This is a genomic window from Streptomyces sp. NPDC090045 (assembly GCF_044747975.1).
Classification (GTDB): Bacteria; Actinomycetota; Actinomycetes; order Streptomycetales; family Streptomycetaceae; genus Streptomyces.
Genome location: NZ_JBIVFA010000015.1, coordinates 236,923 through 252,016, shown reverse-complemented (window position 1 = coordinate 252,016; position 15,094 = coordinate 236,923). Strand labels below are relative to the sequence as shown.

The window sequence follows — 15,094 nt, the reverse complement described above, 5'->3', positions numbered from 1 at the left end:
CCGCCCACACCCTCACATCACCAAAGAGCCCACCCATAACCTGACCAACGACCAGCCTGGCTACCAGTCACGCCAAACACCGTTGCAGTACTAGGGCCTGTCCGACGGATCATGTGACCTGTCCCGGGTTCAAGTCGTTGGCATGTTCATGGGCGGGGAGATCTCACGAATGAGGAATGGTTGCGGCTGAAGCAGCATCTGCCGAAGTGCGGGCAGCGGGGCGGGCGTTGGGAGAGTCATCGCAGGATCAACGGGATTCTCTTCCGACAGCGCACCGGGGTGCCGTGGCGGGATCTGCCTGCGCGTTTCGGCAAATGGAAGACTGTGTACGAGCGGCACAGGCGCTGGTCTGCGGACGGCATGTGGGACAGGATCGTCAAGGCCGTCCTGGCCGACGCGGACGCGACGGGCTGCATCGACTGGTCGATGGTGAGCGTGGATTCAACGTCCTGCCGCGCTCACCAGAACGCCGCCGGAGCACCATCCCCGAACCGAAGAACCAGCGGGCCAAACGCCAGCGCCGCGGCAGCAGGGGCGGCCGGCCCACCGGCTTCGACACGACGATCTACAAGCGCAGGAACGAAGTGGAACGCACCATCAACGCGCTCAAGAACTCCCGGGCGGTCGCGAAGAGATACGACAAGAGGGCCTAGATCTTTCACGGCACCGTCACCGTCGCAGCCATTCGGCTCTGGCTCCGGTCCCTATCGGAGTGAAGGAGCTGGCACCCGTCACGAGAAAATCGCGTGCACCTGATCGACCGCTTCGGGTCCGTAGCCAACCGCGCCCACGGGGACGGCGCCGTTGATCGCCTCGATCACACGCCCGGCCCATACCGGCCCGAATCCCCCGCACAGTTCAATCAGCTGCACGCCCTCGCCCACCAGGCGGCGCGCGGCCTCGATGCCCTCCTCGGGCTTCTCCACCCCGACGAACACACTGCGGCACGTACCCGTGTCCACGACGCTGACATCGCCACCTGCCGCGCTGCCGTCCGCCGTGTAGATGAACCCCCAGTGCGTGAGCGCCATACGTATCGACCTCCTGTGATCGTCAGAGCCACCAGCCAAGCAGAGCCAGGGCGGGAATGGCCTGGAACGGAGACAAGCGGTGAGTGATCTACGCCGCACTCCGGATGCCCGCACCGTCCGAGTACAGCAAAACGGCCCGCTAGCGCATGATCCGCCGGACAGCTCCTAGTCGATCTGGAGCTCGCCCATGCGGCTCCAGCCGGTCGCGCCCTCGATGGTGGTGCTGACGATCTCGGGAGTCCGGGTCACCATCGGCCGCATGGTCTCCAGGGCGGCACGGAAGTGCTCGGAGGTGACGTGCGCCTCGGCGGCGTCGTCCTGGAAGGCCTCGACCAGCACGAAGGTGTTCGGCTCCTCCAGGCTGCGCGACCACTCGAACCAGAGGTTCCCGGGTTCGGCGCGCGTGGCCTGGGTGAACGGTGCGACCTTGTCGGTCCACGCGTCGACGTATTCGGGCTTGACGGGGAATTTCACCACAATGAAGATCACCAGGGCATTCTATGCGGGTTGCTGCGCAGCGCGGGGCGAGGTGTCCGGGAGGCAGCCGCGGTCGCTGTTTCCCCGGGTGCCCGGGGGATGGTTCTACGAGGAGAAATGACATGTGCACCAGCGAGGACGACCTCGTCGCACTCATCCGGTGCAGTGGCCTCGACGTGGTCGCGGTCCAGGGCAACGAACCCGGACCCTCGGTCGAAACGGCCTGGCGGGCCATGGCGGGTTTCGGTGTGGAGCCCAGTGCTTCCTTCCCCTTGAAGGGAGACCTCGGAGGAGTACGAGGAGTGCACCGGCTGTGGCTCGAACATGCCCGCCGCGCCGATGTCATCGACGAGGACGGGACGTTCCTGCTCACGGCGGTCGTGAAGGGGAGTTCCGACGTCGGCTGGGTTCGGGTGCGTCTCGCGGACGGCGCCGACGTCGCCCGCCTCATGGACGACCAAGGACGGATCGAGTTCATCGCCCGGTCCGGCTCCGGCGACCCCATCTGCGGCATCACCGCGGAGGAGTACGACCACTGGATCGTCAGCCTGTCCCTCACCCAGGTGGCGATCACATGACCCCGGGGCGAGACCACGGCGAGACGTCGGTGCCGGTGCCCGTGGTGGAAGCGATCAACGCGATGCGACGCCCCGGGAGTCTGCGTGGCCCAGCGACCAGCGGTGCAGCCGTTCGCCGTCGTGCGTGAGCCAGGTGCCGTCCCCCAGCGCCGTGACGTCCTCGCCCACCGGCGCAGGGTAGTCCAGCCGGCCGAGCGGACGCAGTGTGTCCGCGTTCAGCAGCCAGTGGCGCGTCTGCGGCGCGCCTTCGGACGGGTACACCCGGCCCGGGAGCAGCACATGGCGTCCGTCCAGGACCTCGGCGGAGGAGAACTCGTCGTTCTCCGGGTCGACGGCCAGTTCCGACAGGCCCAGCAGCGCCGTCCGCTCGCCCGTGCCGGCGTCGTACGCCGCCAGCTCGTCGCGGTCGTCGTCGGGGAACAGGTGCTCGGCGTACCGCTGGGTCAGGATCCGGCCGCCGGGAAGGAATCCCGCCAGCGCATACATCCACGTGCCGCCGAGCATCCGGAGACCGTCCGCGCGCGGCTCGGCCGACGTGCATGCTCGCAAGTGCCGTGCGGGCTCCGCCAGCCGATTCCCCACCGGCCGAGATCACCTCGCCGGCACCGCGCACCCGAGCCCACCCAGAGCCCCCGCAGGTGTTCATACTTCGGGGTGACCTGGGGCGAGAGACCCTCCTCCGGTGGGACGCTCAGATCCTCCGCAGTGGTGACGCCCGGTCAGGCGCCGGTGCATAGCGTCGCTTCCATGAACCGACGCAGAGCAGTCGCCTCAGCCGCCTTACTCGCCCTCCTCCTGCCCCTCCCGCTCGCCGCCGCCGGCACCGCGGCCGCCGCGGACTCCCCGTCCGCCGTCGCACCGAGCCGCACCGCGGTGGAACTCCCGCGCCCCACCGGCCGTTTCGCGGTCGGCCGGGAGGGCCTGCACCTGGTCGACCGCAGCCGGACGGATCCCTGGGCCGGGTCCGGGCCCCGCGAGCTGATGGTCACCATGCGCTATCCGGCCCACCGCGGCACCGGCGGCGCCGCGCGCTACCTCACCGACGAGGAGGCCCGGCTGCTGCTGGTCGACCGCGGGCTGGACCAGGTCATCCCGGTCGCGACCCTGACCGGCACGGTGAGCGCCTCCCGGACCCACGCCCGTCCCGTCGCCGGACGGTACCCGCTGATCGTGCTCTCCCCGGGCTTCACCGTCCACCGCGCCACCCTCACCGCGCTCGCCGAGGACCTGGCCTCCCGCGGCTACGTCGTCGCCGCGGTCGACCACGCCTACGAGAGCGTCGGGACGGCCTTCCCCGGCGGGCGGGTGCTGAAGTGCCTGGCCTGTGAGAAGACCGAAGCGGGGACCCCCATGCAGACGGTCAGCGACACCCGCGGCCGCGACGTGTCCTTCCTCCTGGACCGCCTCACCGGACGCCACCCCGCATGGCGCCACGCCGGCCTCATCGACCGGAACCGCATCGCCATGGCGGGCCACTCCATCGGCGGAGCCTCCGCCGTCGCCGCGATGGCGATCGACCCCAGGATCCGGGCCGGGGTGAACATGGACGGCGGGCTGCACACCCCGGTCCCCGAGGCCGGGCTCGGCGGCCGCCCCTTCATGCTGCTCGGAGCGCAGGACAGCGGTCCCGGGGGCATGAAGTCCTGGGACCGCGAGTGGCCGAAGCTCGACGGCTGGAAGCGCTGGATCACCTTCGCGGACTCGGGGCACTTCACCTTCAGCGACTTCCCGGCCATCGGCGAACAGCTCGGCCTGCCCGACCAGGGAGCCCCGCTGCCCGGAGCCCGTTCCGTCGAGCTGACCCGGCGCTACGTCGCGGCCTTCTTCGACCAGCACCTGCGGGGCACCCCCCGGCCCGTCCTCGACGGTCCGTCCGCCGACGCGCCGGAGGTCGCCTTCCACACCCCCTGAACCGGTCCTCAGACCACGGTCACCGGGTGCCGTACGACGGCGTCGAAGAGGTAGCCCTGCGCGTTGTGGACCGAGGTGTCGGGCTGCGTCCGCCCGGTCGCGTCGGTCGCCCGGGCCAGCAGCGCCGTCGCGCCCGTCGTCCGCGGGGTCCACGGCACCGACCAGCGCACCCAGCTGCCCCGGCGCGGGGCGTCGTGCATCCGGGCCCGCCGCCAGTGGCCGCCCCCGTCCGTACTGACCTCGATGCGGGTGACGGGGGCCGCCGCCGACCAGGACCGGCCGGTCAGCAGCCGGGTCCGGTGCACGGGCACGGCGGCTCCCAGCTCCAGCTCGAAGGCGCTCTTGAGCGTCTGCCGGGTCAGCGGGGCGCTGCCCTGCACCGGGTGCTCGGGCCCGAACAGCCGGTACAGGTCGGTGTTCCACGGCGAGTACAGCGGCTCGTCGCTCACCTCGATGTCCCCGACCCACTTGATCGAGGAGATCCCGACCCAGTCCGGTACGACGAGGCGCACCGGACCGCCGTGGTCGGGCGGCAGCGGCTGCCCGTTCATCTCGTAGGCGAGCAGGACGTCGTCCAGCGCCTTCGCCACCGGCAGCGGGCGGCGCACCCGGCCCAGGTTGACCCTGTTCGCGATCACCTCGTCGTCCAGCCCGCTCGGCAGGACGTCGACGGCGCCGCGGGTCACCCCGGCGAGCCGCAGTACGTCCGACAGCCGCGCCCCGCGCCAGCGCGCGACCCCGATCGCGCCCAGGGTCCAGGCGGTGCCCGTCACCGGCTGGCCCTGCTGCGTGGTGTAGAAGCTCCGGCCGTTGCCCGCGCACTCGATGAACAGCGTCCGCTCGACCGCCCGCAGGGCCCGCAGCCGCTCGTACGAGAACTCCACCGGGCCGCCCGCGAGCCCGTCGCCCCACACCTTCAGCCGCCACCCGGCCGCATCGAGGCGCGGGGTGGAGGTGTGATTGCGCACGAAGAACCGGTCGATCGGGGTGAGCGGGCCGGTGCCGCGCAGCGCCGCGAAGTTCGTCTCCGCGTTCGTGCCACGGAGCGTGAACAGCTCGGGCGGCAGCGGCTTCACGGTGACGGGACCCGCGGCCGCCACGGCCGGGCCGGGCGGGCCGGGCGGTGCGGCCGGGACCGCGGCCGCGGCCGGTGCGCCCGTGGCCACGCCCAGCGATCCGGCCGCGGCGCCCACCGCGAACAGCTTCATCAGATCGCGGCGGTCCACCCCGGCGGAGCGGGCTCGGCCGCGTGCCCACTGACGCAGGCGCGTGCGGTCGTACTGGCTCTCGTCCGACAGATCGAGCGGCATGGCAGGGCACTCCTTGGTCGCGGTTCCCGACGGACCGTAGAGGTCCGGGGCGAGCCGCGGGAACCTTCCCGCGGGGATGGCCACGCACTCGAAACACTGCCGCAACGGCCGATTACCGCTGGTCGGCGGAATTTCGGCAGGATGTGGGGCATGACCGAGATCCGTACCCCCCGCCTCCTCCTCCGCCGCTGGACCGACGACGACCTCGTCCCCCTGTCGGAGATCAACGCCGACCCGGAGGTGATGCGCTGGATCGGCGACGGTTCCATCCTCGGCCTGGACGAGACGGCCGAGGAGATCGAGCGCTGGGAGGAGGAGTGGGACGACGAGGGCTTCGGGCTCTTCGCCGTCGAGCTCCTCGGCTCCGGCGAACTCATCGGTGCCGTGGGTCTCTCGGTGCTCGAGAACCTGCCGGACGCCCGGGCGGACGTGCAGATCAGCTGGCGGCTCGGCCGCCAGTACTGGGGCCAGGGCTACGCCTCCGAGGCCGCCCACGCCACCTTGGAGTTCGCCCTCCAGGACCGGGGCCTGGACCGGGTCGTCGCGATCAACCGGATGAGCAACGCCGATTCCGAGAACGTGATCCGCAAGCTGGGCATGGTGATGGAGCGCGACACCACCGACCCCCGGTACGGGACCTCCGTGCGGGTCCACGGCATCGACCTCACGGAGTACGAGGCCTGATCCGGCCGTCCCGCATCAGCCGATCGGCCGACCCCGGGGTCGGCCGGACCGCTGCCGGGCTCCGTCCACCGGGCGGACCGGCCGAGGGCTCCGGCGCGGCGAGCATGGACCGGGGGAGCGGGAGGGCGTACGCGGCCCTCCCCGCCCGGATCCGAGAGGGACACCATGAACGCGCACGACCGACTGCTCCTCGACGGCGCCCGCGCCGGTGACGCGGCGGCGGTGAGTGCCGCGCTCGCCGCGGGCGCCGCCGTGGAAGCCCGCGACGAGCAGCTGCGCACACCGCTGCTTCTCGCCGCCCTCGGCGACCACGTGGCCGTGGCCGCCGTGCTGCTCGCCGCCGGAGCCGACCCGAACGCCCCGGACTCCCGGGAGGACAGCCCCTGGCTGGTCACCGGCGTCACCGGCAGCGTCCGCATGATGCGCCTGCTGCTGCCCGCCGGGCCCGATCTGAGGCAGCTCAACCGCTTCGGCGGGATCTCCCTCATCCCGGCCGCCGAGCGCGGGCACATCGCGTACGTGCGCGCGGTGCTCGACGAGACGGACATCGACGTGGACCACGTCAACCGGCTCGGCTGGACCGCCCTGCTGGAGGCGGTGATCCTCGGCGACGGAGGCCCCCGCCACGAGGAGGTCGTCGCCGCGCTGCTCGCCGCCGGAGCCGATCCCGAACTGGCCGACCAGCACGGGGTGACCCCGTACGAGCACGCCGTGCGCCGCGGCTTCGAGGGCATGGCGCGGATCCTGCACGCGGCCGGGGCGGCCGCGGCGGCGGGGGACCAGCCAGGGACCGGGGACGAGCCGGAGGCCGGCCGGTGAACCGCCGCGCACGGGGCACCCGTACCGCGCTCGCGGCGCTCGCCGCGGCCCTGCTGCTCGGCGCCTGCACCCAGGCCGGGACCCCGGCCGCCTCCGCTTCCTCCGCGCCCGCCGATTCCTCCGCGCCCGCCGATTCCTCCGCGGCGCCGGGCCCGGCGCCGTCCGCGGCCTCCCCGCTGCCCGCCACCGCGCCGACCCCGCAAGGGCTGCTCCTGACCGCCGACTTCGGGGCCGACACCGTCACCTTCGTGGACCCCGAGCGCGGAGCGGTCGCCTCCGTCGCCGTGGGCAGGGCCCCGTACGGGCTGGCCGTCGGCGCCGACGGCCGGGCATGGGTGGCCACGGCCGAGGGCCTCGCCGTCGTCGACATCCGCACCCGCACCCGGGTGGCCCGCATCCCGTACCGCACCGACGCCGGCCCGGTCACCGACGGCGAGTACCGCGGCGGCGGCATGGGCATCGCGCTGTCGCCCGACGGCGCGCACGCGTACGTCGGGGTCAACGTCCCCGGCACCACCGGCGTCCTGGAAGTCGTGGACACGGCGACGCGCGGGGTCACCGCCGTCGTACCGGTGGGCCGGCGCCCCTTCGACGTGGACGTGTCGGCCGACGGCGCCGAGGTGTACGTCACCGGCCACGATTCCTTCGACGTCACCGTCGTGGACGCCGGGTCGCTCCGCCCGCGCCGGATCGAGGTCGCCCCGTACGGTACCGAGGGCGGGCTCGGATCCTGGCTGAAGCCGCACTACGCGGCCGTCCGCCCGGCCGACGGGAAGCTCCTGCTCCCCTTCGGGGGCGAGCGGCTCGCCGTGGTCGACCCGCGCAGCGGCCGGACCACCGTCGAGCCGATGACCGCCGACACCCACCAGCACGGCGCCGCCGTCACCACCGACGGCCGGCTCCTGGTGGTCGGCACGGGAGCGGTGGAACCCGGCACGGGCAAGGGGCCGTCCCTGACGGTCCGTTCCCCGGACGGCGGCGAGCGGGTGTACCCGCTGCAGGGCCCGCACGAGGACGTGGCCGTGTCCCGGGACGGCCGGACCGCGTACGTCACGGGCGGTTACACCCGGGACGGCCACTGGAACGGCATCACGGTCGTCGACCTGCAGACGGGCGCCGCCCGCCGCCTCCCGGCGGGCGCCAGGCCGCTCGGCATCGCCGTCCTCTGAGCCCCGCTCCTCTGAGCCCCGCTCAGGCGGACGCGGTTCCGGGGGCCCGGGCCGCGCCGCCCCGGCGGACCGCGGCGAGCGCGGCGGCGTGCAGGGCGGCCGGATCGCCGTGGTGGGGGAGCGGGCTGCCGGTGAGGGTGTACCACTCGTCGGCGCCCTCGTACTGGACGTCGAAGCGGACCAGGTCCCCGGCCACGGCGGAGGTGCACAGCGTGAGCGGGCCGGTGATGACGCCCACCTCGTCGGTCATGGCACCGCCCGGCCCGGCGGTCACCCGGTCCCGCCACTGCTTGTGGTGCGCTCCGCTCATGAGGCGCAGGTGTCGAGCATCGTGGTGAGCATCTTCTTCTCCGGTTCGGTGACGGTCAGCCCGTACGTGGACTTCACGGTGGTCCAGGCCCGCCCGTACTGGCACCAGCTCGACTTGTCCGGCGGCTGCCACAGGTCCGGGCTCTGGTCACCCTTGGAACGGTTCGAGGCCGCCGTGACGGCGAGCAGCTGGGGGTTGGTCAGGTCGTTGGCGAAGGCCTTGCGTTTGGCGGCGTCCCAGCCGGCCGCGCCCGAGCGCCACCCCTCGGCGAGCGGGACCATGTGGTCGATGTCCATCTTCGAGGCGTCGGTGACGACCACCCCGTCGTACAGGCTCTTCCAGGTGCCGGACACCGCCCGGCACTCCGCGTCCCGCGTGACGCCGGAGCCGTCGCGCTCCAGGATCACCTCGCGGGTGTCGCACTTGCTGCCCTGCTGGGCCCAGTGCGTGAACTTGTCCCGGCTGTAGCCGGCCATCGTGCCCACGGGCGCCACCTTCAAGGCCGCCAGCTGGGTCCGGGCCACGGCGACGGTGACCATCCCCGGCAGCACGTCCCCGCCGGCCGGCTTGGAATCCGGCTTCGAGTCCGGCTTCGAGTCCGTGGGCTGTGCGGTCCGCGTCGCGGACGGCTTCGCGTCCCCGCCGCCCGGCGCGTCCGGACCGGAGCAGCCGGCCGCGGCCGCCAGCAGAACGGTCGCCAGGACCGCACCGGGCACACCTATCTGACGTCCCATAACCCCACCCCGCGTCGGCCCCGCTGCGCAACTGTCCCCGGAAGACTACCCAGAACCGGACATAAAACCGGCCACGGACCCTCCGGCGGGCGTTGTCAGTGGGGCTCGCTAGTCTCCCGGCATACCGCAGCTCAGGGGGGTCCGTTCCCCCGTGTCAGGGCTGCGCGGAACCGTAGGTGACAGGCGGAGGGGCACGGGCTGATGGCATGGCTGGCGGCGGGCGAGGGGTACGAGATCGCCCTGGTGGAGGGACGGGTGGCGGCGAGGTCCACCACCGGCCGGGCTGCGGGACGGCAGTTGAAGACGCTGCCGAAGGCGTTGAAGGACCATCCCGAGGTGGACCGGCTGCGCCGGCTCGCCGAATGGCTCGACCGGCACGAGGCCGCCTGCGTCGCGCAGGTCGACGGCTGGATGGTGTCCTCGCTGCCCGTACCGACCGGACTGCTCGCCCGGGTCTGGCCGGACGAGGCCTGGCAGCACGCCCTGCGCGACATCGCCGTCGTCGGTGACGACCCGGACGAGGTGGGCTTCCTGCGGGACGCCACCGCCTCCGGTGAACTGAAGGTGGTCAACCTCGACGGCGAGACCGTACGGCTCTCCCCGCGCACGGTGACCCTGCCCCACCCGGTGCTGCTGCCGGACCTGGACGACGTACGGGACTTCGCGGCCGAGCTGGGCATCGTCCAGCGGGTCGAGCAGATCCACCGCGCGACCTGGCAGAAGCCGGACGGGCTCACCGCCACCGCCACCGAGGTCCGCGAGTACGCGGGCGGGGTCTTCCCCACCCGCTTCAGCCTCGCCGCCCGGGCCACCGCCCTCGGCTACCGCGTCTCCGGCGGCTACGCCACCTGCAAGGTCCGCGACGCGGGGGCCGGCACGGAGGCGGCGGTGTGGATCGGCGAGCCCTACTACGAGGACGAGACCACCACCGGCGCCCTGAGCTGGCACGACGAGAACGGCCGGACGGTACCCCTGGCCGCCGTCGGACCGGTGGCCTGGTCCGAGGGCATGCGGATGGCCGCGGCGCTGTACGCCGGGCGCAAGATCGAGGAGGGCGGGAACGCATGAGCACCAACCAGAAGGACACCGCGATGAACACGGCCGAACTGCTGCTCAAGGCCGGCGCCGTACTGCCGCACGACACCACGGGCGCCGGACCCACCGCCGTCCCGCTGACCGCCCGCTCCTACCGCCACCCCGGACTCGGCGACGACCGCGTCGTCGTCCGCCTCGCGCCCGCCGAACTGGGCCCGGCCGAGGACCTCGCCGCCGGCTTCCTGGGACTCGTACGCGAAGAGGGCGAGCCCCCCGTCGTCGGCCTGAGCCGGCGCCAGGCGCTCGGCTTCCCCGAATGGGTCCTCGTGCACCACCCCGAGGACGGCCACCACGCCCTCGCCGTCGTCCCCGAACTGGACCGCGTCGCCCGGCAGGCCAAGACCAAGCCCAAGGCCGCCCTCGACGCCTGCCAGGAACTGGCCGACCGCCTCGCCGCGTCCGTCCCGCACTTCCTGCCCGTCTTCCACGAGCAGGCGGCCCGCATCTTCCTCGCCGTCGAGAACACCACCTACGCCGCCCAGCTGTTCGGCCGCGCCCGCACGGCCGAGGCCCAGCACGGCCTCGCCATCGACGAGGACCGCCTCGACTCCGTCTTCCTCGAATTCGCCCTGGCCGGCGCCCTGCCGGTGAAGGTCCTCACCGGCTACGCCAAGGCCCTGGCCGGCCGCGTCACCCCCGCCGAGGCCCACGAGCGCTTCCGCCGCCTGTGCGTGCGCCGCACCGCCGGCGGGCTGCCGCCCTCCGCCCAGGCCGCCGTCGAACTGCGGCGCCTCGCCCGCGCCGCGGGCCTGACCGGAACCGAGGCCGAGCAGGACTACCTCGCCGAGCTGCTGCCCCTGCCCGCCACCCTGCGCGCCGCACTCGGCTGGTGGAAGGCCCACCGCGCGGCCCTCGTCGCGCTCGCCCACCGGGTTCCCGCCGTCCGCGGCACGCTCCTCGGACTGACCCCGCCCGGAGGCGGTGACGAGCTCACCACCCTGTGGCTGGAGATCCTGGAGGAGTCCGGCGCCACCGCCGGGCTGGCCGGCGAGGAACTGCCCGCCGAGCAGCGGTGCGCCGACGGCGCCGCCGGCTGGCTCGAGCGCTTCCACGCTGCCCGCCACGCCGGCTGGGGCGTACGCCCCGCCCTCGACGTCCTCCTCGCCGTGGTCGAGCGCTGCGCGGAGCAGCTGCGCACCGAACTCGCCCGGCCCGGCCGGGAAACGGGCCTGCGCATCGGAGTCGAGGACGCCGACCTCCTCGACCTGCTGCTCGCCCTGGAGATCCCGGTCGCCGACCCCGACCCGGACCCCGAGAACAAGCGGCACCGCCACGACCAGCTGAACCTGACCGGCTGGGCCCGCTCCGAGCAGCGCCGCGACCTGCTCGCGCTCGCCGCGGACCAGCGGTTCCACCCCGCCTTCCGCCGGGCCCTGAACGCCCTCGGCGGCAACGGCGAAGGCGTCCAGGTCGTCCGGCACGTCGCCGCGTCGCCCGGCGGCCGCCCGCTGCTGACCGAGTGGATGCGCGAAGTCGCCCGCGACTCCATCGCCGCCGGGCTGCCCGGCGTACCGGACGCCATCCAGCGGCTGACCTGGCTGCCCACCGAAGCCCTCGAACTCGCCCCCGAGGAAGTGGCCGCCGCGGCCGCAGCCGACCTCGCCGAGACCCTCGCCCGCACCCTGCGCGGCGGCCTCTTCGAAGAACTGGCCTGGCCCTCCTGGGAGAAGGCCCTCGCCGAGCTGAGCCCCGGCCAGAGCCGGCGCAACGGCCTCACGGTGATGGAAGCCTGGCCGTACCTCATCGTCGCCAACGAGACCGAGGTCCGCGTCATCGACGCCGACTCCACCGTCCTCACCCACGACCTGCGCGTCCCCACCGGGTCCCAGTACCGGCACGGATTCCACTACGTCGACGGCGACCTGCTCGTCTTCTGGTCCTCCTGGAACACCGACCGGCCGGAGGGCTACTGGCACTCCGCACCCCAGACCGTCTTCACCGTGGACACCGACCGCAACCACTGGTCGCTGCGCAGCGAGCACATCTCCCTGCCGCTGCCCGGCGGCGGCCGCGCCACCGGCGGCGGCGTCCTGCACCGCGGCGACACGAAGCTGCCCGACGAGCGGTCCCTGCTGTCCGACGGCACCTCGTACTGGGTGTGGCAGCGGCGCGACGAGATGAACGAGGCCGGCTGGCGCGAGTACGACCCCGCCGGCGCGGCGTACGGCCGGATCTCCCTGCCCGGCTTCTTCGCCGACGCCCTGCGCGCGCACCCGCAGAACGCCCGCCGCAGCGGGCAGTCCAACTGGCTGCGGCCCACGCCCACCGTGGCCGGCTCCGCGCTCGGCGCCCCCGTCGACGGCCTGCTCGGCTGGAGCACCGTCCGCATCCCCGGCCACGGCTGGCAGGGCACCGACACCGGCGGCCGCACCGTCACCGTGCCCGAGGGCCGGGACAAGCCCGTCGCGGCGCTCGCCTTCCCCGGCGACGACCGCCCGCGCGCCCTGTCGCAGCACTGGCAGGAGCTCAGCATCAGCGACCCCGACGGCGTGGTCACCGCCCGCTCGCGCGGCGATCACCACCGCCGCTCCGCCTTCGGCACGGGCAGCGTGGACCTCCCGCCGCTGTCGCACTGGTACGCTCTGCGCCCCCGCGACGCCGAGGGCTCGGCCGCACTGCGCGCCGCCGACCGCGAGACCGTCGCCGCGCTGCTCAAGGCCGCCGCCGCGGCCGAGAAGGCCACCGACCTGCCCGGCCTCGTGAGCGCGGCCCTGCCCCAGGTCACCGCCCCGGAGCTGATCGGCGGCATCGTCGAGGTGCTGCGCTTCACCCTCACCCAGCAGAAGGCCCTCGACGCGGTCGCCGCCCGGCTCCACCCGGACGGCACCCCCGCCGAGGAGCGCGAGCACGGACCCAGCGACCGACTGCTCGGCGACGCGCTGAGCGGGCTCATCGGCGCCGGGTACTACCGCTGGGGCGGCGACGAGGACGGCGCCCACCACTTCCTGAGCGAAATCCGTGCCGCCTGCGCGCGGACCGACGCCACCGAGGTGCCCGGCAGGCTCCACTTCGACACGCCCGCGCTGCCGCACTACACCTTCTCGTGGACGCCGTTGCTCGACGAGCCCGCCGCCGTCGCCTACCGCGCCACCACCGTGTCGGCCACCGGCGAACAGCGGGCCGCCCTGGTCTCCCTGCTCGGTGCCGTCGACGCCCTCGGCCTGGCCTCCGCGGAGGGCTCCGCCGCCCGCTGGCGCCGGGTCGTCGTCCACCTCGACCGCGCCCACCTGACCGGCCCCGACGGCCACGCACGCAACGTCCACCACCGCGGTGTGCTGCCGCTGGGCGGCGGAGCCGTCCTCGCCCTGACCGAGCACAGCGAATCCGTGCCCCACGGCCACGAGTTCGGTGCCCTGCTGCACGACCCCGCCGGCCGCTTCACCGTCCCCGGCCCCTACACCGTGCGCGGCGAGACCCCGCTCGGCGACCGCGAACGGGGCGCCGGCTGGCTGGCCGACTTCCTCGCCGCTGCCGCCGAACACGGCCCGGCCCCCTTCAGCCCGGAAGCCGCGGAGGAGTTCTCCCGGCTCACCGGAGTCCCCGGCACCCTCGCCCGCCTGGTCGTCGCCGGACTCCCGTACACCGACACCTACGAGCGCAACTTCCTGCCCGCGGAGCTGCGCACGGCCCTCGGGGTCAAGGCCGCCGACGCGGCCCACGCCCGCGACGAGCTCAAGAACCTCGACGCCGAGGTGCGCCGCGCCGTGGTCGCCGCCCTGCTGCCCGCCGATCCGGCGAAGCTGTGGAGCGAGGGGCCCGACGTGGCCGCCGCCGCGGAGGTGTGGAACCGGCGCGTGGGCCGCCGTACCCGCGTGCCCGACTGGCTGGCCACCGAGGCCGCCCGCGCCGTCGGCCGGGGCTGGGCCGCGCACCGGGCCCTGGGGGCGCTGCTCGACCCGGCGGCCTCGCGCGAGCTCTCCGTCGACGTGGCCTGGACCGTGAAGGGCGACCACGTGGAGCCCCGCGATCCGGCCACCCAGCCCTTCACCGCGAGCGTCCTGACCGGGACCGTGGCCACCGCGGCCTGGCTGGCGCACCGGCTGCCCGCCGGAGACCCCGTACGAGCGGCCCTGCCGCCCGCGCTGACCGCCGTACGGCAGCGGCTCGCAGCGCCCGAACTGCTCCTCGAAATCGGGCACTACACCAGCCTTCCCGACTTCCGGAAGGCGGCGGGCACGCCGACCGAGACCGGTGAGGGATACGAGCGCTACGGCGCGGTCGTCATGGCCACCCACGACGACCAGCCCAAGCCCGCACTGCGCCCGGCCCTGCTGGACTCCACCGGCTCCGACCCCTACCTCCCGGCGCTGCGCGGGGCCGAACAGCGGCCCTCCGCGGTCGAGACGGCCCTGCGGACCGTCCACGACCCGCGCTTCGCGGCGCTCCTCGCCGACCCGGGCGCCCCGGCGGCCGGTGCGGTGGACGCCGACGGCACCTGGTGGCCGCAGGACCCGGGCCGCTCCGTCCCCGAGCTGGTCGAGGAAGTGTGCGCGGCGTACGGTCTCGGCGCCGACGCGGCCACCGTGTACCTCGTCCTGCTCGCCATGCCCGACCCCACCGACCGCAACACCGCGCGGTGGACGGGCTGGAAGCCCGCCCGCCTCAAGGCCGCCCGCGCCGAACTGGCCGCCACCGACCTGGTGGTGTCGGCCGGCCGCACCCGGGCCGGGCGCTCGCTGTTCCTGCCGGGCGGATGGGCCGACATGGCCTCCCCGACCCTGCCGGTGGAGCAGTGGAAGCTGCCGATGTACGGTCTGGGCGCCGGCGACCGGCCGCTGCTCGGCGTGCTGACCCCGGCCGAACCGGCCGCCGACCTCTACCGCCGGGCCTGGCAGCGGGTCCGGGAGGGCGACGTACCGCGCTTCGAGGAGCTCAAGGTGAAGCGCACCCGCGCCCGCCGCCGCTGAACCACCGGCCGCCCGGGCCCGTTCGGCGCGGCGCACCCCTCGACAGGGATGCGCCGCGCCGCCGGCCCG

The 15,094-nt window shown here is 74.0% G+C and carries 13 protein-coding genes and 1 pseudogene; 8 read left to right on the top strand and 6 right to left on the bottom strand.

Going from position 1 to position 15,094, the window contains the following annotated elements:
* Window positions 1-180 precede the first annotated feature (180 nt).
* Window positions 181-653, top strand: a pseudogene (locus ACIPYQ_RS32995) (transposase).
* A gap of 78 nt (window positions 654-731) precedes the next feature.
* Here ACIPYQ_RS32995 and ACIPYQ_RS32990 read toward each other — a convergent pair.
* Together ACIPYQ_RS32990 and ACIPYQ_RS32985 are read right to left on the bottom strand one after the other, a co-directional pair.
* On the bottom strand, window positions 732-1,031 hold the full coding sequence (locus tag ACIPYQ_RS32990) for a DUF6506 family protein (RefSeq protein WP_033220913.1): 300 nt from the start codon (window positions 1,029-1,031) through the stop codon (window positions 732-734).
* Window positions 1,032-1,196: 165 nt separating this feature from the next.
* Complete coding sequence (locus tag ACIPYQ_RS32985) at window positions 1,197-1,520, bottom strand: putative quinol monooxygenase (protein ID WP_361766397.1); 324 nt, start codon at window positions 1,518-1,520, stop codon at window positions 1,197-1,199.
* Window positions 1,521-1,630: 110 nt separating this feature from the next.
* Here ACIPYQ_RS32985 and ACIPYQ_RS32980 point away from each other — a divergent pair, with 110 nt between their 5' ends.
* The gene (locus ACIPYQ_RS32980; RefSeq protein WP_401257763.1) at window positions 1,631-2,086 is read left to right on the top strand and encodes a hypothetical protein; all 456 of its coding nucleotides are present in this window, start codon (window positions 1,631-1,633) and stop codon (window positions 2,084-2,086) included.
* A gap of 54 nt (window positions 2,087-2,140) precedes the next feature.
* On the opposite strand, the gene ACIPYQ_RS32975 is transcribed toward ACIPYQ_RS32980, so the two are convergent.
* On the bottom strand, window positions 2,141-2,590 hold the full coding sequence (locus ACIPYQ_RS32975) for a hypothetical protein (protein ID WP_401257762.1): 450 nt from the start codon (window positions 2,588-2,590) through the stop codon (window positions 2,141-2,143).
* A 243-nt stretch (window positions 2,591-2,833) separates the two neighbouring features.
* Here ACIPYQ_RS32975 and ACIPYQ_RS32970 point away from each other — a divergent pair, with 243 nt between their 5' ends.
* Window positions 2,834-3,997, top strand: coding sequence for an alpha/beta hydrolase family protein (locus tag ACIPYQ_RS32970; protein WP_401257761.1), 1,164 nt, complete (start codon window positions 2,834-2,836; stop codon window positions 3,995-3,997).
* Between the two features lie 8 nt (window positions 3,998-4,005).
* Here the strand turns inward: ACIPYQ_RS32970 and ACIPYQ_RS32965 are convergent, their stop codons facing one another.
* Window positions 4,006-5,307 carry a sulfite oxidase gene (locus ACIPYQ_RS32965; RefSeq protein WP_401257760.1) on the bottom strand — a complete coding sequence of 434 codons (1,302 nt, stop codon included), beginning with the start codon at window positions 5,305-5,307 and terminating at the stop codon, window positions 4,006-4,008.
* A 150-nt stretch (window positions 5,308-5,457) separates the two neighbouring features.
* Here ACIPYQ_RS32965 and ACIPYQ_RS32960 point away from each other — a divergent pair, with 150 nt between their 5' ends.
* The 3 genes from ACIPYQ_RS32960 to ACIPYQ_RS32950 all read left to right on the top strand — a co-directional run bounded on the left by ACIPYQ_RS32960 (window position 5,458) and on the right by ACIPYQ_RS32950 (window position 7,979).
* Window positions 5,458-5,991, top strand: a complete 534-nt coding sequence (locus ACIPYQ_RS32960) for a GNAT family N-acetyltransferase (protein WP_401257759.1) — start codon at window positions 5,458-5,460, stop codon at window positions 5,989-5,991.
* A gap of 165 nt (window positions 5,992-6,156) precedes the next feature.
* Complete coding sequence (locus tag ACIPYQ_RS32955; RefSeq protein ID WP_401257758.1) at window positions 6,157-6,810, top strand: ankyrin repeat domain-containing protein; 654 nt, start codon at window positions 6,157-6,159, stop codon at window positions 6,808-6,810.
* Entirely contained in the window at window positions 6,807-7,979 is a 1,173-nt protein-coding gene (locus ACIPYQ_RS32950; protein ID WP_401257757.1) for a YncE family protein, read from the top strand. The genes ACIPYQ_RS32955 and ACIPYQ_RS32950 overlap by 4 nt, the downstream gene beginning before the upstream one ends.
* A 22-nt stretch (window positions 7,980-8,001) precedes the next feature.
* Here the strand turns inward: ACIPYQ_RS32950 and ACIPYQ_RS32945 are convergent, their stop codons facing one another.
* Together ACIPYQ_RS32945 and ACIPYQ_RS32940 are read right to left on the bottom strand one after the other, a co-directional pair.
* Window positions 8,002-8,289, bottom strand: coding sequence for a hypothetical protein (locus tag ACIPYQ_RS32945; protein WP_361766377.1), 288 nt, complete (start codon window positions 8,287-8,289; stop codon window positions 8,002-8,004).
* On the bottom strand, window positions 8,286-9,023 hold the full coding sequence (locus ACIPYQ_RS32940; protein ID WP_401257756.1) for an HNH endonuclease family protein: 738 nt from the start codon (window positions 9,021-9,023) through the stop codon (window positions 8,286-8,288). Before ACIPYQ_RS32940 ends, ACIPYQ_RS32945 begins: the two co-directional genes overlap by 4 nt.
* A gap of 201 nt (window positions 9,024-9,224) precedes the next feature.
* Between ACIPYQ_RS32940 and ACIPYQ_RS32935 the strand changes: the two genes are divergently transcribed.
* Window positions 9,225-10,091: a DUF4132 domain-containing protein gene (locus tag ACIPYQ_RS32935; protein WP_401257755.1), complete on the top strand. Its 867-nt coding sequence runs from the start codon at window positions 9,225-9,227 to the stop codon at window positions 10,089-10,091.
* Window positions 10,088-15,025, top strand: coding sequence for a DNA-binding protein (locus tag ACIPYQ_RS32930; protein ID WP_401257754.1), 4,938 nt, complete (start codon window positions 10,088-10,090; stop codon window positions 15,023-15,025). Before ACIPYQ_RS32935 ends, ACIPYQ_RS32930 begins: the two co-directional genes overlap by 4 nt.
* The last annotated feature ends 69 nt before the right edge of the window (window positions 15,026-15,094 follow it).